Raw genomic sequence first — 20,602 nt, 5'->3', positions numbered from 1 at the left:
CCCTACCGACCGATCGTTCGGTTCCTTGACTTCAATGGTGAGTCGGAGGCCCGTAGGGTGTCAACCCTGTGGATAACTGAGTGGTGATCGACGGTGAGCGGGGCGGGATGGATTCGGACCACGACAGGAGCTCTGCGGGCGGGGGGAAGGACGCCTGGCCGCAGGCCTTGAACCGGCCGGCACAGTCGCAGGACATCCCCGAAGCCATACCGCCGACGCCCTCGGCACCGGCGGCGGATCCCTCGGCCACCGGCCGGGGCATAGCCGGGCTCTCCTTTCCCTACCAGGTGGTCGCGGCCCTGGCGCTGTCCCTGATCGGGCTGCTCGCCTGCACGCAGGTGGCCATGGTGTTCCTGCACGTCGCCCCGTCCAACACGCTGACCAAACAGCACGGGAAGACGATCGACCGCTGGATCTATCCGGAGTTCGAGCAGAACTGGAAGCTCTTCGCGCCCAACCCGCTCCAGCAGAACGTCGCCGTCCACGTGCGGGCCGATGTGGTGGGGGCTGACGGCCGCCGCACCACGAGGTGGATGAACCTGACCCACGAGGACGGCAAAGGGATACGCGGCAACTTCTTCCCCAGCCATGTGGACCAGAACGAACTCCGCCGGGGCTGGGACTTCTACGTCAACTCCCACGACAGCGAGAACCGCCCCAACGGCCTGCGCGGGGACCTCTCCGAGCGCTACGTGCGGCGCATCGCGATGCTGAGGCTGAGCGAGCGTGACTACGGCGGCACGATCGAGCGCATCCAGCTCCGCTCCGCCACCAGCTCCATCGCCCCGCCCTCGTGGAGCGACGAGAAGATCAGTACCCGGCCCGTCTACCGCGTACTCCCCTGGTGGACCGTGACCCCGGACGATCTTCCCGCGCGTGACGCGGAGCAGCGGGACGAGGAACAGCGGGACAAGGCGCACGGCGTGGAGGAGAATCAGTGACCATCCCCTCGCCCGCCGGCCCGCGGAACACCGACCCGCAGCCCGGCGGCCCGCAGTCCGGCGGCCCCGGAGACCCGCAGTCCGGCGGCCCCCGCCCGGACGAGAGCCGCCCCGGAGGCCCCGGCGGCGGCCCAGCAGGTCCCGGCGACGGCCTGGGCCGCGCCCTTCACCGCGTCACGGCTTCGGCCCTCGGCCCGTACCAGAGTGCCGTCGTCCGGATCGGCTTCGCCGCCACCTACCTCTTCTTCCTGCTGCGCGAGCTGCCGCACCGCCACGAGCTGTACGGACCCGACAGCCCATGGCACTGGGACCTGGCCCGCCGGCTCACGGACGGCAACGAGGCCTTCTCCGTCCTGATGTGGACCGACAGCACGGTCTGGTTCGAGGCCGTGTACGTCCTCACGCTGCTGTCCGCCGCGGCGATGCTGCTCGGGTGGCGGACCCGGACCATGTCCGTCCTCTTCATGGTCGGCGTGCTCTCGGTGCAGAACCGCAGCATCTTCATGGGCGACGGCGGCGACAACGTCGTCCACCTCATGGCGATCTACCTGGTGCTGACGCGTTGCGCCCAGGTCTGGTCGCTGGACGCCCGGCGTGCGGCGCGCGACGCGCAGCGTGCCGCGGCGGGCCTGCCGCCGCTGCGGGACATCGTGGGTCCGGTGCTCTGGATGCTCCTCGGCTCCGTCCTCGTGGCGGCCACGCTGATGGGCGGGCTCGGCGGCACCTGGTGGCTCCCGACCCTGTTGTGGACGATCTGGCTCTCCGCCGCCGCCTGGTGGGCCGTGAACCGGTACCTGCCGCACGGCGAACCCCGCACCCTGCTCGACGTGCTGGCCAACCTCGCGCACAACGCCACCCTCGCCGTGATCATGGCCGAGGTCTGCCTGATCTACGCGACCGCCGGCTGGTACAAGATCCAGGGGTCGCGCTGGCAGGACGGCACCGCGCTCCACTACCCGCTGAACCTCGACTACTTCACCCCGTGGCCCGCCCTGTCGGACATCCTGGGCGCCAGCGGGCTGATGGTGATGGTGCTGACGTACGGCACGGTCATCGTCCAGGTCGCCTTTCCGTTCACGCTGTTCAACCGGCGGGTCAAGAACGTCCTGCTGGTCGCGATGATCTGCGAGCACGCGGGGATCGCCCTGCTGCTCGGGCTGCCGTTCTTCTCCATGGCGATGATCGCGGCCGACGCGGTGTTCCTTCCGACGGCCTTCCTCGTGTGGCTGGGCGCCCGGGTCACGACCGGCGGGCGGCGGCTGGTCTCCGGGCTGCCCGGCAGGTCACGTACGCCGGGGAAGCCCGGGACGCCAGGCATCACGCACGGGCCCGCGGACCCCCCGGAGGCCGGACCGGCGAAGGACGGCCACAGCGGTAGGGAGGAGCCCCGGCTCCAGGGCGGCGGTGGGGGCCATACGCTCGTCGGGTGAGCAGTGAGACCGGCAGTACCCAACAGCCCCCGGCCGCGGCCGAACCCTCCCGGGCCGCAACCGTCCAGGAGGGACCGCTCCCGCAGGAGGAACCCCTTCCGCAGGAGGAACCCCTCCAGTACGACGACGGCTACGGCCAGACGATCGGCGTCGGGCCGCACCCGCTGCCCTGGCCCGAGGGCGAGCGCTACGACCCCGAGCTGCTGGCCGACGGCGACCGGCGCAACGTCGGTGACGCGTACCGCTACTGGACGCGGGAGGCGATCGTCGCCGATCTCGACCTGCGGCGGCACGACTTCCACGTGGCCGTCGAGAACTGGGGCCACGACTTCAACATCGGCTCGGTGGTGCGGACCGCCAACGCCTTCCTGGCCAAGGAGATCCACATCGTGGGCCGACGGCGCTGGAACCGGCGCGGCGCCATGGTCACCGACCGCTACCAGCATGTGCGCCACCACCCCGACACGGCGGACCTGACCGCGTGGGCGGCGGCCGAGGGGCTGCCGATCATCGGGATCGACAACCTCCCCGGCGCGGTGCCGCTGGAGCGCACCGAGCTGCCGCGCCGGTGCGTCCTGCTGTTCGGGCAGGAGGGGCCCGGCCTGACGGAGGAAGCGCGTGAGCACGCCACGATGGTGTGCTCGATCGCGCAGTTCGGCTCGACCCGGTCCATCAACGCCGGCGCCGCCGCGGCCATCGCGATGCACGCGTGGGTGCAGCGCTACGCCGACGTCCCGGACCCGCGAGACGCTCTTTAGGCCTGGCGGCGCACCTCCACCACGCGGAAGCGGTTGGCGACGAAGGCTCCGTCGCACAGCGCCGCGTTCGCGGCGGGGTTGCCACCGGAGCCGTGGAAGTCGGAGAAGGCCGCGGTCTGGTTGACGTAGACCCCTCCGGTGAGGTTCAGCGAGAGCTGGGCCGACTCCTCCAGGCAGACGTCCTCGATGGCGCGCTCCACCTCGGGGGACGTGGTGTAGGCGCCGACCGTCATCGCCCCCTTGTCGCGGATCGTGCGGCGGAGCAGCTCCAGGGCGGCGGACGTCGACTCGACGGCGACGGCGAACGACACCGGCCCGAAGCACTCCGAGAGGTAGGCCGCGCCGTCGTCGGTCTTGGTGCCGTCGAGCTTCACGACGACCGGCGTACGGACGACCGCGTCGGGGAATTCGGCGTTCGCGACCGTCCGCGAGTCCAGCGCCACCTCGCCGAGCTCTCCGGCTGCCTCCACCCGGGCCCTGACGTCCGGGTTGACCAGTGCGCCGAGCAGGGAGGTCGCGCGGGCGTCGTCCCCGAGCAGCCCGGTGACGGCGGCCGCGAGGTCGGCCACCACGTCGTCGTAGGACTTGGCGCCGTCGTCGGTGGCGATGCCGTCCCGGGGAATCAGCAGGTTCTGCGGGGTGGTGCACATCTGGCCGCTGTACAGCGAGAGCGAGAACGCCAGGTTGGCGAGCATGCCCCGGTAGTCGTCGGTGGAGTCGACGACGATCGTGTTGACGCCGGCCTTCTCCGTGTAGACCTGGGCCTGGCGGGCGTTCTCCTCCAGCCAGTCGCCGAAGGCGGTGGAGCCGGTGTAGTCGATGATCCGGATCTCGGGACGGACCGCGAGGGTCTTGGCGATGCCCTCGCCGGGCCGCTCGGCGGCCAGCGCGACCAGATTCGGGTCGAAGCCCGCCTCGCTCAGCACCTCGCGGGCGATGGACACCGTGAGGGCCAGCGGGAGCACGGCGCGCGGGTGCGGCTTGACCAGCACCGGGTTGCCCGTGGCGAGGGAGGCGAAGAGGCCGGGGTAGCCGTTCCACGTGGGGAAGGTGTTGCAGCCGATGAGCAGCGCGACGCCGCGGCCCGACGTGATGAACGACTTGTGCAGCTTCAGCGGATCGCGCTTGCCCTGCGGCTTGGACCAGTCGGCGGTCTCCGGGGTACGGACCTGCTCGCGGTAGGCGTACGCCACGGCCTCCAGGCCGCGGTCCTGGGCGTGCGGGCCGCCCGCCTGGAACGCCATCATGAAGGCCTGGCCGCTCGTGTGCATCACCGCGTGGGCCAGCTCGTGGGTGCGGCCGCTGACCCGCGACAGGATCTCCAGACAGACCAGGGCCCGGATCTCCGGACCGGCCGCCCGCCAGGCGCCCGTGCCGGCCTTCATCGCCGGAAGCAGGACGTCCAGGTCGGCGTGCGGATACTCGACGCCGAGCTCCGGCCCGTACGGCGAGACCTCGCCGCCGGTCCAGCCGTCGGTGCCCGGCTGCCCGAGGTCGAGACGGGTGTTCAGGACGGCGTCGAACGCGGCCTTGCCCTCGGCGGCTCCCAGACTGCCCGGGGCGCCGCCCTCTCCGTAGGCCTTCGGGTGCTCGGGGTGCGGCGACCAGTACGCGCGGGTACTGATCACGTCGAGGGCCTGGTCGAGCGTGGGCCGGTGGGTCTCGGACAGCTGCTGGGGGGTGAGCGCGGCGGCCATGGCGGACCAACTCCTCATCGAGCCGGGCGGGGACGTACGGACGGAGTTAGAGTAACCGAACGATCGGTCGGGACAAGGGGCCCCAGGGAACCTGTGGATAACTCATGGGGGAGGATCGCGGACATGACCACGGCCAAGCGGGACACGTACACACCGGAGACCCTGCTCACCGTCGCCGTGCGTGTCTTCAACGAGCGCGGCTACGACGGCACGTCCATGGAGCATCTCTCCCGGGCGGCGGGCATCTCGAAATCCTCCATCTACCACCATGTGGCGGGCAAGGAGGAGCTGCTGCGCCGGGCCGTGAGCCGGGCGCTCGACGGTCTCTTCGCCATCCTCGACGAGCCGGGGGCGCTGCGCGGGCGCGCGGTCGAGCGGGTCGAGTACGTCACGCGCCGGACCGTTGACGTGCTGATGGCCGAGGTCCCCTACGTCACCCTGCTGCTGCGCGTGCGCGGCAACACGAAGACGGAGCGCTGGGCGCTGGAGCGGCGCCGCGAGTTCGACCAGCGGGTGTCGGAGCTGCTCCAGGCCGCGGTCGCCGAGGGCGACCTCCGGGCGGACGTGGACATACGGCTGGCGACCCGGCTGCTGTTCGGCATGGTGAACTCGCTGGTCGAGTGGTACCGGCCGCAGCCGGGCGGGTTCCCGGGGGAGGAGCAGCTCGCGGACACGGTCGTCCAGCTGGCCTTCGAGGGGATGCGGGCGAACGGCCGCTGAGCCCGCCCGGCGCGGTTTAGAGGGCCCGGCAGTAGGCGTGCTGAGTGGTCCATCGGACGCCCCGGAGGCAGTGCAGGCACGAGCCCGAGTGATCATGGAGTTCTCTACGCTCAGTGATCACCGGAGGGCCCGTGCCTGTCCTGCCATCATGCCTGCTCGAACCCCTGTGGGACCAGTTCGCGGCGCTGCTGCCCGAGCATGTCGACACGCACCCGCTCGGCTGCCATAACCCGCGCATCCCGGACCGGACCGTCTTCGAGCACGTGATTGCCGCGCTGGTCCACGGCTCCGGCTACGAGCGCGTCGCCGGCCCCGGTTGTTCCGACCGCACGATCCGACGTCGCGTCAAGTACTGGTCCCAGCTCGGTATATCCGAACAGGTACACGCCCTGGCGCTGCAGGCGTACGACCGCGTACTCGGCCTGGAACTCGACGAGCTGTCCGTGGACGGCTGCATCACCAAGGCCCCATGCGGCGGGGAGGCCGCCGGACGCTCGCCCGTGGACCGGGGCAAGCAGGGACTGAAGCGCTCAATGGCCACCGAAGCCACCGGCGTCCCGCTCGGTATCGTCTCGGCCGGGGCCAACCGCTACGACTCCCCGCTCCTCGTGCCCACCCTGGAGGCCGTCAAGGACCAGGTCGGCGCGCTGCCCGCGCAGGTCAACGTGAACCTGGACCGCGGCTACGACAGCGACAAGACCCGTTCCGCGCTGGCGGAGTTGGCCTTCACCGGCGAGATCGCCCGGAAGGGAGTGCCCGCCCCGATCCAGGCCGGCAAGAGGTGGGTGGTGGAGCGGAGCCACGCGTGGATGAACGGCTTCGGCAAGCTGCGGCGCTGCACGGAGAAGCGCAGCCGTGTCGTGGACTTCTACCTCTACCTGTCCGCAGCGATCGTCACGCTGCGTATGCTCATCCGCCGCGCGACCCCGCGCTACCGCTGGGACGGCCGCCCCACCACCAAGCGCCTGAAGTGACGCCTACTGCCGGGCGCTCTTAGGCGAGTTCGGCCGGACGGTCCGGGCGCGGGCCGAGGTCCGTCTCCTCGAACACCAGCAGGGTGCGTGTCGAGAGCACCTCGGGGATGGACTGGATCCGGGTGAGGACCAGCTCGCGCAGCGCCCGGTTGTCCGGCGTGTGCACCAGGAGCAGTACGTCGAAGTCACCGCTGACCAGGGCGATGTGCGTGGCCCCGGGCAGCGCCTGAAGCTGCTCGCGCACGGTGCGCCAGGAGTTCTGCACGATCTTGAGCGTGATGTACGCGGACGCTCCCTGGCCCGCCCGCTCGTGATCGACCCGGGCGCCGAAGCCGCGGATCACGCCGTCCTCGACGAGCCGGTTGATACGGGCGTAGGCGTTGGCGCGTGAGACGTGGACCCGTTCGGCCACGGACCGTATCGAGGCGCGGCCGTCGGTCTGGAGGATGCGCAGGATGTCGCGGTCGATGGCGTCCAGCGGCCGCGCGGGCGGAACCGGGGGCTCCGCCGCCGGGCCCGTGGGGACGGCCGGCGGTACGGCTCCGGGTGTGGCCGTGGGAGTCACCTGGCCCGGCTCCTTGCCCCTGTCGGCCATTTGTTCAGCTGCCATCTGTCCGCGCCTCCCTGCTGTGGACGACCTGCCCCTATCCCAGGCTGTGGAGAACCGTTTGTCCACAGGCTGGCGGTGCCTGTAGCCAAAATGCGCTCGCGACCGAACAATCGGTAGGTGAGGCACACCACATCCGTGCCTCACCCATCCCCTCGACATCTCGCTTCATATCGACACCCCCGATCGACACCCCTCGATCTCCCTCGATGCCAGGAGGTGCTTCTCATGACGGTCCAAGAGCTGCCCGGCGCGGCCGCCTACCGGCCCACGCCGCCCCCGGCCTGGAAGCCGATCACCGACCCCGCCCCGCTGCTCCCGGACCCGGAGCCCTACCGGGTGCTCGGTACGGACGCGGTCGCCGATGTCGATCCCGAGCTGTTGCTGCGGCTCCATGCCGAGCTGGTCCGCGGGCGCCGCTACAACGCCCAGGCCACCGCGCTGACGAAGCAGGGCCGGCTGGCGGTCTACCCGTCGAGCACCGGCCAGGAGGCGTGCGAGATCGCCGCCGCCCTGGTCCTGGAGGAGCGCGACTGGCTCTTTCCCAGCTACCGCGACACGCTGGCGGCCGTCGCGCGCGGCCTGGACCCGGTCGAGGCGCTGACCCTGCTGCGTGGCGACCGGCACACCGGCTACGACCCGCGCGAGCACCGCATCGCCCCGCTGTGCACGCCCCTGGCCACCCAGCTCCCGCACGCCGTGGGCCTGGCGCACGCCGCCCGGCTCAAGGGCGACGACGTGGTGGCGCTCGCCATGGTCGGCGACGGCGGCACCAGCGAGGGCGACTTCCACGAGGCGCTGAACTTCGCGGCCGTCTGGAAGGCCCCGGTCGTCTTCTTCGTCCAGAACAACGGCTTCGCGATCTCCGTGCCGCTGGCCAAGCAGACCGCCGCCCCCTCCTTCGCCCACAAGGCCGTCGGATACGGGATGCCGGGCCGCCTCGTCGACGGCAACGACGCCGCCGCCGTGCACCAGGTGCTGAGCGAGGCCGTGGCACGGGCCCGGCGCGGCGAGGGCCCGACCCTGGTCGAGGCGGTCACCTATCGCATGGAAGCCCACACCAACGCCGACGACGCCACCCGCTACCGGGTCGACAGCGAGGTCGAGGCCTGGCGGGCGCACGACCCGGTGCGGCTGCTGGAGCGTGAGCTGACGGGACGCGGGCTGCTGGACGACGAGGGCATCGAGCGGGCGAAGGAGGCCGCCGAACGCATGGCCGCCGCCCTGCGCGACCGGATGAACGCGGATCCGGAGCTGGCCCCGATGGACCTGTTCACCCATGTCTACGCCGAGCAGACCGGCCAGCTGCGGGAGCAGGCCGCCGCTCTGCGCGCCGAGCTGGACGCCGAGCAGGAGCACGACGAGCACGGCGCGGAGGCAGGACGATGACCACCGCGGCAGCGACGGCCGGCGGACGTACGGCGAAGGCGAAACCGGCCACGATGGCGCAGGCCCTGGGAAGGGCGCTGCGTGACTCGATGGCCGAGGACCCCACCGTCCATGTGCTTGGTGAGGACGTGGGCACGCTCGGTGGGGTCTTCCGGATCACCGACGGGCTGGCGAAGGAGTTCGGCGACGACCGCTGCACCGACACCCCGCTGGCCGAGGCGGGCATCCTCGGCGCGGCCGTCGGCATGGCGATGTACGGGCTGCGGCCCGTGGTGGAGATGCAGTTCGACGCGTTCGCCTACCCGGCGTTCGAGCAGCTGATGAGCCACGTCGCCAAGATGCGCAACCGCACCGGCGGGGCCATGCCGCTGCCCATCACCGTGCGGGTGCCGTACGGCGGTGGGATCGGCGGGGTCGAGCACCACAGCGACTCCTCCGAGGCGTACTACATGGCCACCCCCGGTCTGCACGTCGTCACGCCGGCCACGGTCGACGACGCGTACGGGCTGCTGCGGGAGTCGATCGCCTCGGACGACCCGGTGATCTTCCTGGAGCCGAAGCGGCTCTACTGGTCGAAGGCCGACTGGTCGCCCGCGGCCCCCGCCGAGGTCGAGCCGATCGGCAAGGCCGTGGTGCGCCGTTCCGGGCGCAGCGCCACGCTGATCACGTACGGGCCCTCCCTGCCGGTCTGCATGGAGGCCGCCGAAGCGGCGGTCGCCGAGGGCTGGGATCTCGAAGTGGTGGACCTGCGTTCGCTGGTGCCGTTCGACGACGAGACGGTGGCCGCGTCGGTGCGGCGCACCGGGCGCGCGGTCGTCGTCCATGAATCCCCAGGATTCGGCGGGCCCGGCGGTGAGATCGCGGCCCGGGTCACCGAGCGGTGCTTCCACCATCTGGAGGCTCCGGTGCTGCGGGTGGCCGGGTTCGACATCCCCTACCCGCCGCCCATGCTGGAGCGGCACCATCTGCCGGGAGTGGACCGGGTGCTCGACGCGGTGGCCCGGTTGCAGTGGGAGGCGGACAGCTGATGGCCCAGGTGCTCGAATTCAAACTGCCGGACCTCGGTGAGGGGCTGACCGAGGCGGAGATCGTCCGCTGGCTGGTGGAGGTCGGCGATGTCGTCGCCATCGACCAGCCCGTCGTCGAGGTCGAGACGGCCAAGGCCATGGTGGAGGTGCCCTGCCCCTACGGGGGTGTGGTGACCGCACGGTTCGGCGAGGAGGGCACGGAACTTCCCGTCGGCGCACCGCTGCTGACGGTCGCCGTCGGAGCACCGGAGGGGCCGGCTCTCTCCGGCGCGTCCCCGCCGCCCTCCGGTTCCGCTGCCTCGTCCGGCTCCGGCACGGAGTCCTCGGGCGGGTCGGGGAACGTGCTCGTGGGGTACGGGACCGGCGCACCGGCCGCACGGCGTCGGCGCATCCGGCCGGGCCGGCTCGACCGGGTGGTGGCCGATGGCGCCGCGACCGCCCCGGATACGGCGTTGGTTGCGGCTCACGTGACTGCGACTGTGACTGCGGGTGCGACTGCTCCGGTGCCTGTGGTGAACGGGCAGGGGCCCGTGCCGGTGGTCTCTCCGCTGGTACGCCGGCTGGCCCGGCAGCACGGCATCGATCTGCGACGGCTGGCGGGTTCGGGCCCCGACGGGCTGATCCTGCGCGCCGACGTCGACCGTGCGATCCGGACAGCGGAGGAGACTGCGACGGCGGAGGAGACCGAGACGACCGCGACGGCGGAGGGGACAGCTACGGCGACGGCACGTGCGGCGCAGGCGCCCGCGCCTGCGGCAACCGCAGCCCGGACCGGCGGTCCCGCTGCGCCTGCTCTCGCGGGGGCGAGCGCCTCCGCCGCTCCGGCCGCCGAACGGATTCCGCTGCGTGGGGTGCGCGGTGCGGTCGCCGACAAGCTGTCGCGCAGCCGGACCGAGATCCCGGACGCCACCTGCTGGGTCGACGCCGACGCCACCGAACTGATGGCGGTCAGGGCCGCGATGAACGCCGCCACGGGCCCGTCCGCCGGGCCGAAGGTGTCGGTCCTGGCCCTGCTGGCGAGGATCTGCACGGCGGCGCTGGCCCGGTTCCCCGAGCTCAACTCCACCGTGGACACACAGGCCCGGGAGATCGTCCGGCTGCCCGGCGTGCACCTCGGGTTCGCGGCTCAGACCGAGCGGGGCCTCGTCGTTCCGGTCGTCAGGGACGCGCACACCCGTAACGCCGAGTCGATCGGGGCCGAGGTCGGCCGGCTGACCGAGCTGGCCAGGACCGGGAAGCTCAGCCCGGCCCAGCTGACCGGGGGCACGTTCACGCTGAACAACTACGGGGTGTTCGGGGTCGATGGTTCGACGCCGATCATCAACCATCCGGAAGCGGCGATGCTCGGCGTCGGCCGGATCATGCCCAAGCCCTGGGTGCACCAAGGCGAACTGGCCGTACGTCAGGTCGTCCAGCTGTCCCTCACCTTCGACCACCGGGTGTGCGACGGCGGAACGGCGGGTGGCTTCCTCCGGTATGTGGCGGACTGCGTGGAGCAGCCGGCGGTGCTGCTGCGCACCCTGTAGCCGAGCATCCGGCGTCTTACCGGACGCGCCCCCTCCGGGCCGGGGTTTTCCTCCCACCCCGGCGGGGGCGTCGCTCCGGGGCGCCGCCCATACTCGACGTATGACCGCCTATGACGTGATCATCCTTGCCGGTGGGGCCGCGAAGCGGCTCGGCGGCGCCGACAAGCCGGGAGTCCGGGTGGGCGGCCGGGCGTTGCTCGACCGGGTCCTCGCGGCGTGTGCCGACGCGGCCCTCACCGTGGTGGTCGGCGGTCGTCGTGCCACCGCCAGACCGGTGGTCTGGGCCCAGGAAGTGCCCCGGGGCGGCGGCCCGTTGGCGGCGCTGGGCGCGGGGCTGCGGCTGACGACGGCGGAGCGCGTTCTCGTCCTCTCCGCAGACCTTCCGTTCCTCGGCCCGGGGACGGTCGAGGCGCTGCTCGCCGCCGCCGGACAGCTCGGCCGGGAAGGGGCCCTGTGCACCGACCCCGAGGGGCGTGACCAGCCGCTCGTGGCCGCCTACCGCGCCGAGCCGCTCCGCCGGGAGCTGGCCCTGATCGCCACCGAGTACGGGGGGCTCGCCGGGCTGCCGCTCCGGCTCCTGACGGCGGAGCTGGACCTCGCCCGGGTCGAAGCGGGCCCTGACGCAGCGTTCGACTGCGACACTTGGGACGACATCGCCACCGCCAGAGCCCGGATCAGGGAGCATGGGGCCGTGCTGGACGAATGGATCACCTCGGTCAAGAACGAACTGGGAATCGAACTCGACGTCGATACCGGTGTCCTGCTCGACCTCGCCCGTGACGCCGCGCACGGAGTCGCCCGGCCCGCTGCTCCGCTCACGACCTTCCTGGTCGGGTACGCGGCAGCCAGGGCGAGCGCCGGTGCGGGGCCCGACGAGGCCGTCGCAGCGGTCGCGGAGGCCGCTCGCAGGGCCACCGACCTCGCGCTGCGCTGGGAGGCGGAGGCGAGTGCGGGGGGCGATGCGGCGAGCGGTCCCGCGAGTGGGCCAGCGGGCGGGGCGAAGCCCGACGCGGGCCGCGAGGGGACCGGGACGCCATGACCGGCTCCGACGGGCCGCGCCCCAGCCCGGTCGGCTCCGACGGGCCCAGACCCGGCCCGGCCGACTTCGACGGGCCGCGACAGGCCGGCTCCGACGGGCCCCGACCCGGCTCGGCGGGCTCCGATGGGCCACGACCCGGCCTGGCCAACTCCGACTTCCGCCCCGCCGGATCCGGGAGCGACCTCGCACGCGCGGAGGAGGAGCGGGCCATCGAGCAGGCGCTCGCCCTGGTCGACGGGGCGGGTCGACGGCCGAGCCGCAACCGGAACGCCCCCGGCGGCGACCTGAGCAGCGGCCCGAGCGGTGCCCCCAGCAGCGCCCCGGGCAGCAATCGCCCGAGTGCGGGGGGACGTACGGCGGGTCGCCCCGCCACCGTCCGGGCGTCCGAAAGTGATCAGCGGCCCCGGTCCGATCGGGTCTCCCCCGGGGATTCCACGGGTGACCCCATGGAGTTCCCGCCGGAGACCCCCGCGCCGGAGGCCCATCCCGCGCCGGAAACCTCCTTGCCGGAAGCACCCTCGCCGGAGGCCCGGCCCGAAAGCCCTGTCCGGTTCCCCGCCCCGTCCTCGTCCCGGTCCCCATCCCCGCCCCCGCCCCCGTCTTCGTCTTCGTCCTCGTCCCGGGCCCCGGCCCTGTCCTGGGACCGGGCGCGGGCGGTCGCGGCGAGGGCCGGGCGGGCCGGTCCGCTCGCGATGATCCGGCTGCCGCTCGACCGTGCGCTCGGGCATGTGCTGGGCGAGGCGCTCGGCGCGCTCACCGATCTGCCGTCCTTCGACACCTCGGCCATGGACGGCTGGGCGGTCGCCGGGCCGGGCCCCTGGGCGTTCGCGGCCGGGGCGGGGCTCCTCGCCGGACGTGGCCCGGCCACCCCGCTGCCCGACGGCACCGCCGTACGGATCGCCACCGGTGCCCGCGTCCCGCCCGACACCACGGCGGTCATCCGCAGTGAGCACGCGCACGCCGACGAGGACAAGGGGCTGCTGCACGCCCGGCGGCCCGTGGTCACCGGGCAGGACATCAGGCCCCGGGGCCAGGAGTGCCGTTCGGGCGAGCAGCTCGTCCCGGCCGGAACGGTCGTGACCCCGGCGGTGCTCGGCCTCGCCGCCGCCGCCGGGTACGACGCGCTGCCCGTCGTGCCCCGGCCACGCGTCGACATCCTCGTCCTCGGCGACGAACTGCTCGCCGCCGGCCTGCCGCACGACGGGCTGATCCGTGACGCCCTCGGTCCCATGCTCGGCCCCTGGCTGCGGGCCCTGGGCGCCGAGGTCTCCGGGCCCCGCCGCCTCGGGGACGACGCCGGGGCGCTGCGCGATGCGCTCGCCTCCTCCGACGCCGATCTGATCGTCACCACCGGCGGTACCGCCTCCGGCCCGGTCGACCATGTGCACCCGGTCCTCGACGACCTCGGGGCCGCACTGCTGGTGGACGGGGTCGCGGTCCGCCCCGGCCACCCCATGCTGCTGGCACGGCTGCCGGCTTCCGGACAGCCGGAGGGGCCGCCGGACGGGCCTTGTCTGGTCGGGCTGCCCGGCAATCCGCTCGCGGCCGTATCGGGCCTGCTGACGCTCGCGGAGCCCCTGCTCGCGGGACTTGCGGGCCGCCCCGCCCAGGACCCGTACCGGGCCCTCGTCCCTACCGAGGTGCCCGGACACCCGCACGACACCCGCCTCGTCCCCGTGGTCCACCGCGCGGGCCGGGCGGGCGGCCGGGACCATGTCGAGCCGCTGCGCTACAACGGGCCCGCGATGCTTCGGGGGATCGCCGCGGCGGACGGACTGGCCGTCGTGGAGCCGGGCGGGGTACGGTCCGGCACCGAGGTGGAGATTCTGGATCTGCCATGGGCCTCGGCGATGCCGTGGACGGAAGGGTGTTTCACGTGAAACTTCCCGGCCACGATGCGATGGCCAGGCGAGCCGACGAACTGGTCGTGCCGACCCGGGTGATGCTCCCCCGGAGGGTCGTCGACGGACCGGCCCGCCAGGTCGGCAAGCGGCTGCTGATGGCGCTGCTGGTGCTGACCGCGACCGTGCTGATCGTCTGGCTCGACCGCGGCGGCTACAACGACACCGCCGACGGCGAGGTCGATCTGCTCGACGCCATCTACTACGCGACGGTCACCCTCTCCACCACCGGGTACGGCGACATCACGCCGTTCAGCGACGGGGCCAGGCTGATCAACGTGGTGCTCGTGACACCACTGCGCGTGCTCTTCCTCATCATCCTGGTCGGCACCACTCTCGAAGTCCTCACGGAACGGACCCGGGAGGACTTCCGGCTGAAGCGTTGGAGATCCAACTTGCGTGACCACACCGTCGTCGTCGGCTTCGGCACGAAGGGCCGTTCGGCGATCCTGACCCTCTGCTCCACCGGCCTGCGGAAGGACCAGATCGTCGTCGTCGATCCGGCCTCCAAGGTGATCGAGTCGGCCAACGCCGAGGGGTTCACCGGCGTGCTCGGTGACGCCACCCGCAGCGATGTCCTGCTGCGCGCCGAGCTCCAGAAGGCGCGTCAGATCATCATCGCCACCCAGCGCGACGACACCGCCGTCCTGGTGGCCCTGACCGCACGTCAGCTGAACCGCGGGGCGAAGATCGTGGCGGCGGTGCGCGAGGAGGAGAACGCGCCCCTCCTGCGGCAGTCCGGCGCCGACGCCGTCATCACCAGCGCCAGTGCCGCCGGGCGGCTGCTCGGCCTCTCCGTCCTCAGCCCCAGCGCGGGCACGGTGATGGAGGACCTGATCCAGCAGGGCAGCGGCCTCGACCTGGTGGAACGGCCGGTCATAAAGGCCGAGGTGGGCAAGAACGTACGGGAGACGGACGACCTCGTCGTCAGTGTTCTGCGCGGGCACCGGCTGCTCGGCTACGACGACCCGGCGGCCAGCCCCCTGCAGCTGACGGACCGGGTCATCACCATCGTGCGGAAGAGTCCCAGCTCCACCTCCGCGCCCAACAACTCGATGCCGCCGCGCCCCTGAACGTACGCCGACGCGGAGTAGCCTCGCGGCCATGCATGCGATCACGATTCCCGAACCCGGCGGCCCCGAGGCGCTCGTGTGGGCCGAGGTGCCCGATCCCGTACCCGGCGACGGCGAGGTCCTCGTCGAGGTCGTCTCCAGCGCCGTGAACCGCGCCGACGTGCTTCAGCGGCAGGGCTTCTACGACCCGCCGCCCGGCGCGTCCCCCTATCCCGGCCTGGAGTGTGCGGGCCGCGTCCTCGCGCTCGGTCCCGGGGTGACCGGCTGGGCGGTCGGCGACGCCGTCTGCGCGCTGCTGGCGGGCGGCGGTTACGCGGAGAAGGCCGTCGTGCCCGCGGGCCAGCTCCTGCCCGTACCGGAGGGCGTCGACCTGGTGGAGGCCGCGGCGCTCCCCGAGGTCACCGCCACGGTGCGGTCGAACGTCTTCATGGTGTCCCACCTCCGCCCCGGCGAGACCTTCCTGGTGCACGGCGGCTCCAGCGGCATCGGCACGATGGCGATCCAGCTGGCGAAGGCGGTCGGGGCCCGGGTCGCGGTCACGGCGGGCAGCCCGGAGAAGCTCGCCCGGTGCGCCGAGCTGGGGGCGGACATCCTCATCAACTACCGCGAGCAGGACTTCGTCGAGGAGCTGCGGGAGAACACCGCCGGAGCGGGGGCCGACGTCATCCTGGACCTCATGGGCGCCAAGTACCTGGACCGGAACGTGCAGGCGCTCGCCGTCAACGGCCGACTCGCGGTCATCGGGCTCCAGGGCGGCGCCAAGGGCGAGCTGAATCTCGGCGCCCTGCTGACCAAGCGGGCCGCCGTCACCGCGACCTCCCTGCGGGGCCGCCCGCTCCACGAGAAGGCCGCCATCGTCGCCGCCGTACGCGAGCACGTGTGGCCGTTGATCGGCGGCGGGGTGGTCCGGCCGGTGGTGGACCGGACGCTGCCGATGGCGGACGCCGCCGAGGCGCACCGGGTGCTGGAATCCAGCGCGCACATCGGCAAGGTCCTGCTGGTCACCCCGTCGGCCGGCGCCTGACCCGTAAGCAGACAGGCGTAACTCTTACGCGTAAGAGTTACGCGCAAGAGTCATGCGTAACCAGACAGGTGGACGACGAGGGGCCCGGCGCACACCGTGATGTGCGACGGGCTCCACGTGCTCCTCGGTCTCCAGCGGTGGATGCGGGTTACAGATACGGGCCCGAACGGATCGGGCCGTGCGGGTCCGCGGTGCCTTCCTCGTCCTCGTGCCCCGTGCCGGGCGGCAGGGCGCGGCGCATCTGCTCCAACTGGGCGCGGGCAGCCATCTGCTGGGCGAACAGCGCCGTCTGGATGCCGTGGAAGAGGCCCTCCAGCCAGCCCACGAGCTGTGCCTGGGCGATCCGGAGCTCGGCCTCGGAGGGCACCGACTCCTCGGTGAACGGCAGGGAGAGCCGCTCCAGCTCCTCGACCAGCTCGGGCGCCAGGCCGTCCTCCAGCTCCTTCACGGAGCTGGCGTGGATCTCCTTGAGCCTGACCCGGCTCGCCTCGTCGAGAGGAGCCGCCCTGACCTCCTCCAGAAGCTGCTTGATCATGCTGCCGATGCGCATGACCTTCGCGGGCTGTTCCACCATTTCCGTCACCGGGACCTCGCGCGACTCGTCGTCACTGGCACCGCCGCCGATAGCCATTCCGTCCTGGCCCACGACAAGGACCTGCGGGTGCTCCTGCGACCGGTCATTCCTCGGCATTTCCATGCCGCCATTGTCTCGCACACGTGCCGTACCCCATGGTGGTGCCCCCGAAAACGGATGATCCACCGTCTTCGGGGGCACCGGAAGCCTTCCGGGGGCGCCGGAAGGGACGTTCACCCCGTGCGTCGGGCCAGTGTCAGCCGGGAGCTGGTGAGGCCGGCGGCGAGCAGCCCGGCGAGCACCGGTACGACCAGGGCCAGCAGTCCGATGGTCTCCCACGGCATCACGATCGGCGTGTAGGCCGACTGCATCGGATCCGCCCGCATGTCCGCCAGCGCCGCGCGCAGGTCGGTCAGCCGCAGGGCGACCGCGGGCACGAGCCCCGCCGCCGTTCCCAGCAGGACGCCGGTCAGGGCGACGACCAGGCACTGGAAGCCGGACAGCGAACGCCGTACGCCCGGGGGCGCGCCCACCGCGCTGAGTGTGGTGAGGTCGGCCTCCGCGTCGGCCTTGGACAGCCCGGTCGTGATGGCCGCCGCGCCCAGGGTCACCACTCCGGCGAAGAGGGCGAGGATCAGCAGGATCGTGTCGTCGTCCGTCCGGAACCGCTCGTTCGAGGTCATGAGGTACCCGTGGTGCCCGGCCTGTCGGAGCGCCGCGTAGGCCGCCTGCCTCTCGGCATCCGTGGGTTCACGGCTGAGCGTGTAGAAACTGCCGTAATCATCGACGTGCAGGCCGAGCCGCTCGGCGGTCTTCTTCGGCATGATCATCTGGATGCCCGGCGTCGCCGCGTAGCGGTCCGGCGCGACGTAGACCTTCAGCCGGTCCGTGGTGGTGCGGGCCTTGCCCGGGTGCAGCGCCCGGTTCTTCTTGTCGCGGTCGTTGTAGATGTGCGCGGCCTTGAGGGTGACCTCGCCGTTCTTCGCGTACGCCGAGTTCAGCAGGACGGGGGTGCCGGCGGCCAGGGCCTTCGCCGCCGCCGGGTCGTCGAGCTTCACGTACGAGTCGAGCACGTCCCGGCCCCCGACGAGGATCTTGTCGTCGTTGGTGCCGAACGCGGTCATGGTGTAGTTCTCGTCCATGCAGGCCGGGGAGTTCATCAGCCGCTTGTGCTCGTCGGCCGAGATCCGCAGGGCGAGTTCCTTGGCGCCCTTGCCCTGGAGCGGGCAGGAGTGGCCCTTGCCGCTGGGCTTGACGAGTTCGAGCGTGCCGCAGCCGTACTCCTCCTCGTAATAGACCGAGCAGTCGCTGCCGGCCCAGACCCGTCCGATGTCGGCGCGTGCGCCGCTGACCGGGAAGCTCTGCTCGACGGCGGCCCGGGAGCGCGCCAGATCGGCGTCGTCGCCGGCGTCGGCGTCCATCAGCGCGATGGTGCCCGGGGTCATGTTGGGGACGTAGTCGTACTCCTGCTCGGCGGCGCTGCTGCTGGTGTACGTGGCGATGGCGACGCTGCCCGCGACGGCCGCCATCACGGCGGCGACGGCGGGTGCGGTACGGCCCCGGTTGCGGGCCGCGTCGCGCAGGGCCATCCGGGGCGCCAGCGGGAGCCGCCGGCCGAGCCGGCCGAGGAAGCCGACGATCACCGGGATGCAGCCGAGGACGCCCAGTTCGGCGAGGACGGATCCGCCGGCGACGAAGGCGGTGTCGCCGGCCACCCCGCCGTACACCGCGACAGCGACGCCGGCCGCGAGCGCGATGACACCGATGGCGGGCAGCATGCGGGAGCTGCGGCGGGTGCCGCGCCGGCCGGTGAGCGACTCCAGGACCGACTGGCGGCCCGCGACGATCGCCGGGGCGAGCGCGGCGAGGACGCCGGTGACCAGGCCGAGCGCGCCGATGCCGAGGATCTCCCAGGGCCGTACGGTCAGTTCGCCGAAGCGGCTGCCGGTGTAGTCCTCGATCATCGGGCGGAACAGGGCGGTCAGGCCGAATCCGGCCCCGACCCCGGCCACCGCCCCGACCCCGCCGAGCACCGCGCCGCCCGCGAGCACCACGGCCCGGACCTGGGCCCGGCTGCCGCCGCACGAACCGACCAGGCCCAGCTGCCGGCGCGAACGGCGGGCGCCCACGGCGAACGCCGGACCGGCCAGCAGCACGATCTCCAGGACGGCCATGGCGGCGACGGTGAGGGCTGCCGCGGTCAGCTCCGTGTCCGTGTCGTACGCGTTGCTCATCCCGGCCATCGGGACCTCGGAGTCCGGCGGCGGGTCCAGGACGACCTGACGGGACTTGACCACCACGCCCTTCTCGTTGGCGGCAAGGATGTCCTGCCAGGTCACACCCTCTCCGGGCGGGCCCTGGACCAGCCACTTCGGGTCGCTCGCCTGGGGCGGCAGGATGTTCTTGTCGCCGTCGGCGGTCTTCTGCCAGGGGGCGATGACCGAGCCGGGGAGCGCGTACAGGGCGTTGGCCCGCAGGTCGGCGGGCAGTTCGACCGCGCCGGTGAGGGTGTAGGACTGGTCGGGGCCGCGCACGGTGACGCGGTCGCCGATCGACAGCCCGGACGCCTCGACGAAGTCTTCGGTCGCCGCGATCTCGTTCTTGGTCCGGGGGTACGCGCCGGCGGTCAGCTCGATCCGGCCGCGCAGCATCGGGTCGGCGATGCGCAGTTCGGCGATCTCGGTGTCGGTGATGCCGTGGCGGGTGGTCACCGACGCGGGCACGCTCCGCTCGGTGAGGTGACGCGAGCCCTCGGGGATGGCCGCGGTCACGTCGACCGGCCTCTCCTGCTCCTCGGGGGTCGGGTCGGGGGCGCCCTCGGGCAGGTTCCAGCCGAGGCCGTCGGGCAGCTGCTGGAGCTTCATCGGGCCCAGGCTCGTGGCCGTGAACCGGGCGTCGGCCGAGCCCAGTTCGGCGGTCAGCTCCTCGGCCTTGGTGGGCAGGGCGCTGCGGTAGGTGAGGTCGACGGCGGTCACACCGAGGACCGGCAGGGCGATCATCGCGACGACCAGGGCGCTGCGGCCCTTGGCCCGTGCGGCGTCGCGCCGGGCTATGCGGAAGGCGGCGCGCCAACCGGAGAAGGGGCTCACGTGGCGGCCTCGGCGGTTCCGGCGGAGAGGAGGGAGTCGGCTCCGGTGGTCAGCGTCTGGTCGACGATCGAGCCGTCCCGGAGGAAGACGACCCGGTCGGCCCAGGCCGCGTACCGGGGCTCATGGGTGACCATGACACCGGCCGCGCCCTGGTCGCAGCGGGTGCGCAGCAGGGCGAGGACGGCCTCGCCGGTCTCGGAGTCGAGCGCTCCGGTCGGCTCGTCGGCGAGTACGAGGCGCCGGTCGCCGACGAGGGCGCGGGCGATGGCGACGCGCTGCTGCTGGCCGCCTGACATCTCGTCGGGGAAGCGGTCGGCGATCTCCTCCAGCTTCATCTCGGCCAGCGCGGCGAGGGCCTCCTTGCGGGCCTTGCGCACGGAGACGCCGTCGAGTTCGCGGGGCAGCGCGATGTTCTCGGCGGCGGTCAGGGCGGGGATGAGGTTGTAGTCCTGGAAGACGTAGCCGACGCTGCGGCGGCGCAGGGCGGCCATCCCCTTGGGGCCGAGGGCGGCGATGTCCTGGCCCTCGATGACCACCTGGCCGCTCGTGGCGGTGTCGAGCCCGCCGGCCAGGGTCAGCAGGGTGGACTTGCCGGATCCCGAGGGGCCCATCACGGCGACCAGTTCGCCCGGGTACACGGAGAGGTGGATTCCGCGCAGGGCGTGCACCTCGGCGATGCCGGAGCCGTGGGTACGGGTCAGCGCCCGCAGTTCGAGTACGGGGCTGCCGCCGGGCGCCCCGGAGGGCGGCGGGGGCGGGGGTGTGGCGGACGTGGGCATGGTGGGTGGTTCCCCCTAGGAACAATGCGGGTCAGGTACGGGGTAGGAACAAC

17 protein-coding genes are annotated in these 20,602 nt (G+C 72.5%); 12 read left to right on the top strand and 5 right to left on the bottom strand.

Annotation, left to right across the window (positions count from 1 at the left end):
• The first annotated feature begins 107 nt into the window (after positions 1-107).
• From ACGF2Y_RS02770 to ACGF2Y_RS02760, 3 genes are read left to right on the top strand one after another with little or no spacing between them, the layout of a single operon-like run.
• Entirely contained in the window at positions 108-941 is an 834-nt protein-coding gene (locus tag ACGF2Y_RS02770; protein ID WP_392942672.1) for a DUF5819 family protein, read from the top strand.
• Positions 938-2,371 carry an HTTM domain-containing protein gene (locus ACGF2Y_RS02765; RefSeq protein WP_392942670.1) on the top strand — a complete coding sequence of 478 codons (1,434 nt, stop codon included), beginning with the start codon at positions 938-940 and terminating at the stop codon, positions 2,369-2,371. The genes ACGF2Y_RS02770 and ACGF2Y_RS02765 overlap by 4 nt, the downstream gene beginning before the upstream one ends.
• Complete coding sequence (locus ACGF2Y_RS02760; protein WP_392942668.1) at positions 2,368-3,129, top strand: TrmH family RNA methyltransferase; 762 nt, start codon at positions 2,368-2,370, stop codon at positions 3,127-3,129. The genes ACGF2Y_RS02765 and ACGF2Y_RS02760 overlap by 4 nt, the downstream gene beginning before the upstream one ends.
• Here the strand turns inward: ACGF2Y_RS02760 and paaN are convergent.
• On the bottom strand, positions 3,126-4,826 hold the full coding sequence (gene paaN, locus ACGF2Y_RS02755; RefSeq protein ID WP_392942666.1) for a phenylacetic acid degradation protein PaaN: 1,701 nt from the start codon (positions 4,824-4,826) through the stop codon (positions 3,126-3,128). The genes ACGF2Y_RS02760 and paaN overlap by 4 nt on opposite strands.
• A gap of 123 nt (positions 4,827-4,949) precedes the next feature.
• Between paaN and ACGF2Y_RS02750 the strand changes: the two genes are divergently transcribed.
• Both ACGF2Y_RS02750 and ACGF2Y_RS02745 read left to right on the top strand, forming a co-directional pair.
• Entirely contained in the window at positions 4,950-5,546 is a 597-nt protein-coding gene (locus ACGF2Y_RS02750; protein WP_032790269.1) for a TetR/AcrR family transcriptional regulator, read from the top strand.
• 131 nt (positions 5,547-5,677) lie between these two features.
• Positions 5,678-6,520 carry an IS5 family transposase gene (locus ACGF2Y_RS02745; RefSeq protein WP_392942664.1) on the top strand — a complete coding sequence of 281 codons (843 nt, stop codon included), beginning with the start codon at positions 5,678-5,680 and terminating at the stop codon, positions 6,518-6,520.
• A 19-nt stretch (positions 6,521-6,539) separates the two neighbouring features.
• Here the strand turns inward: ACGF2Y_RS02745 and ACGF2Y_RS02740 are convergent, their stop codons facing one another.
• The gene (locus ACGF2Y_RS02740) at positions 6,540-7,130 is read right to left on the bottom strand and encodes an Lrp/AsnC family transcriptional regulator (protein WP_392942662.1); all 591 of its coding nucleotides are present in this window, start codon (positions 7,128-7,130) and stop codon (positions 6,540-6,542) included.
• Positions 7,131-7,355: 225 nt separating this feature from the next.
• Here ACGF2Y_RS02740 and pdhA point away from each other — a divergent pair, with 225 nt between their 5' ends.
• From pdhA to ACGF2Y_RS02705, 7 genes are all read left to right on the top strand, one after another.
• Positions 7,356-8,516, top strand: a complete 1,161-nt coding sequence (gene pdhA / locus ACGF2Y_RS02735) for a pyruvate dehydrogenase (acetyl-transferring) E1 component subunit alpha (protein WP_392942661.1) — start codon at positions 7,356-7,358, stop codon at positions 8,514-8,516.
• Positions 8,513-9,544 (top strand): alpha-ketoacid dehydrogenase subunit beta, encoded by a 1,032-nt coding sequence (locus tag ACGF2Y_RS02730; RefSeq protein WP_392942659.1) that lies wholly within the window; start codon positions 8,513-8,515, stop codon positions 9,542-9,544. Before pdhA ends, ACGF2Y_RS02730 begins: the two co-directional genes overlap by 4 nt.
• Positions 9,544-11,070, top strand: a complete 1,527-nt coding sequence (locus ACGF2Y_RS02725) for a dihydrolipoamide acetyltransferase family protein (RefSeq protein WP_392942658.1) — start codon at positions 9,544-9,546, stop codon at positions 11,068-11,070. The genes ACGF2Y_RS02730 and ACGF2Y_RS02725 overlap by 1 nt, the downstream gene beginning before the upstream one ends.
• A gap of 100 nt (positions 11,071-11,170) precedes the next feature.
• Positions 11,171-12,109, top strand: coding sequence for a DUF6457 domain-containing protein (locus ACGF2Y_RS02720; protein ID WP_392942656.1), 939 nt, complete (start codon positions 11,171-11,173; stop codon positions 12,107-12,109).
• Positions 12,106-13,989 carry a molybdopterin-binding protein gene (locus ACGF2Y_RS02715; RefSeq protein ID WP_392942654.1) on the top strand — a complete coding sequence of 628 codons (1,884 nt, stop codon included), beginning with the start codon at positions 12,106-12,108 and terminating at the stop codon, positions 13,987-13,989. Before ACGF2Y_RS02720 ends, ACGF2Y_RS02715 begins: the two co-directional genes overlap by 4 nt.
• Positions 13,947-15,083 carry a potassium channel family protein gene (locus ACGF2Y_RS02710; RefSeq protein WP_392942652.1) on the top strand — a complete coding sequence of 379 codons (1,137 nt, stop codon included), beginning with the start codon at positions 13,947-13,949 and terminating at the stop codon, positions 15,081-15,083. The genes ACGF2Y_RS02715 and ACGF2Y_RS02710 overlap by 43 nt, the downstream gene beginning before the upstream one ends.
• A 31-nt stretch (positions 15,084-15,114) precedes the next feature.
• Positions 15,115-16,107 (top strand): NAD(P)H-quinone oxidoreductase, encoded by a 993-nt coding sequence (locus ACGF2Y_RS02705; RefSeq protein ID WP_392942650.1) that lies wholly within the window; start codon positions 15,115-15,117, stop codon positions 16,105-16,107.
• Positions 16,108-16,255: 148 nt separating this feature from the next.
• On the opposite strand, the gene ACGF2Y_RS02700 is transcribed toward ACGF2Y_RS02705, so the two are convergent.
• The 3 genes from ACGF2Y_RS02700 to ACGF2Y_RS02690 all read right to left on the bottom strand — a co-directional run bounded on the left by ACGF2Y_RS02700 (position 16,256) and on the right by ACGF2Y_RS02690 (position 20,549).
• Complete coding sequence (locus tag ACGF2Y_RS02700) at positions 16,256-16,804, bottom strand: bacterial proteasome activator family protein (RefSeq protein WP_392942648.1); 549 nt, start codon at positions 16,802-16,804, stop codon at positions 16,256-16,258.
• A 110-nt stretch (positions 16,805-16,914) separates the two neighbouring features.
• Positions 16,915-19,770 (bottom strand): FtsX-like permease family protein, encoded by a 2,856-nt coding sequence (locus tag ACGF2Y_RS02695; protein WP_392942646.1) that lies wholly within the window; start codon positions 19,768-19,770, stop codon positions 16,915-16,917.
• Positions 19,767-20,549, bottom strand: coding sequence for an ABC transporter ATP-binding protein (locus ACGF2Y_RS02690; RefSeq protein WP_392942644.1), 783 nt, complete (start codon positions 20,547-20,549; stop codon positions 19,767-19,769). Before ACGF2Y_RS02690 ends, ACGF2Y_RS02695 begins: the two co-directional genes overlap by 4 nt.
• Between the last annotated feature and the right edge of the window lie 53 nt (positions 20,550-20,602).

The organism is Streptomyces sp. NPDC048142, assembly GCF_043202835.1.
Lineage (GTDB): Bacteria > Actinomycetota > Actinomycetes > Streptomycetales > Streptomycetaceae > Streptomyces.
The sequence above is the reverse complement of the archived record's forward strand: the minus strand, read 5'-3'. Positions and strand labels throughout refer to the sequence as shown.

Excerpts from the sequence above, each read along its gene's own strand:
- ACGF2Y_RS02770 (WP_392942672.1), top strand. The coding sequence starts at position 108 with ATGGATTCGGACCACGACAGGAGCTCTGCGGGCGGGGGGAAGGACGCC.
- paaN (WP_392942666.1), bottom strand. The coding sequence starts at position 4,826 with ATGGCCGCCGCGCTCACCCCCCAGCAGCTGTCCGAGACCCACCGGCCC.
- ACGF2Y_RS02750 (WP_032790269.1), top strand. The coding sequence starts at position 4,950 with ATGACCACGGCCAAGCGGGACACGTACACACCGGAGACCCTGCTCACC.
- ACGF2Y_RS02740 (WP_392942662.1), bottom strand. The coding sequence starts at position 7,130 with ATGGCAGCTGAACAAATGGCCGACAGGGGCAAGGAGCCGGGCCAGGTG.
- pdhA (WP_392942661.1), top strand. The coding sequence starts at position 7,356 with ATGACGGTCCAAGAGCTGCCCGGCGCGGCCGCCTACCGGCCCACGCCG.
- ACGF2Y_RS02730 (WP_392942659.1), top strand. The coding sequence starts at position 8,513 with ATGACCACCGCGGCAGCGACGGCCGGCGGACGTACGGCGAAGGCGAAA.
- ACGF2Y_RS02725 (WP_392942658.1), top strand. The coding sequence starts at position 9,544 with ATGGCCCAGGTGCTCGAATTCAAACTGCCGGACCTCGGTGAGGGGCTG.
- ACGF2Y_RS02720 (WP_392942656.1), top strand. The coding sequence starts at position 11,171 with ATGACCGCCTATGACGTGATCATCCTTGCCGGTGGGGCCGCGAAGCGG.
- ACGF2Y_RS02715 (WP_392942654.1), top strand. The coding sequence starts at position 12,106 with ATGACCGGCTCCGACGGGCCGCGCCCCAGCCCGGTCGGCTCCGACGGG.
- ACGF2Y_RS02710 (WP_392942652.1), top strand. The coding sequence starts at position 13,947 with ATGGGCCTCGGCGATGCCGTGGACGGAAGGGTGTTTCACGTGAAACTT.
- ACGF2Y_RS02705 (WP_392942650.1), top strand. The coding sequence starts at position 15,115 with ATGCATGCGATCACGATTCCCGAACCCGGCGGCCCCGAGGCGCTCGTG.
- ACGF2Y_RS02700 (WP_392942648.1), bottom strand. The coding sequence starts at position 16,804 with ATGGAAATGCCGAGGAATGACCGGTCGCAGGAGCACCCGCAGGTCCTT.
- ACGF2Y_RS02690 (WP_392942644.1), bottom strand. The coding sequence starts at position 20,549 with ATGCCCACGTCCGCCACACCCCCGCCCCCGCCGCCCTCCGGGGCGCCC.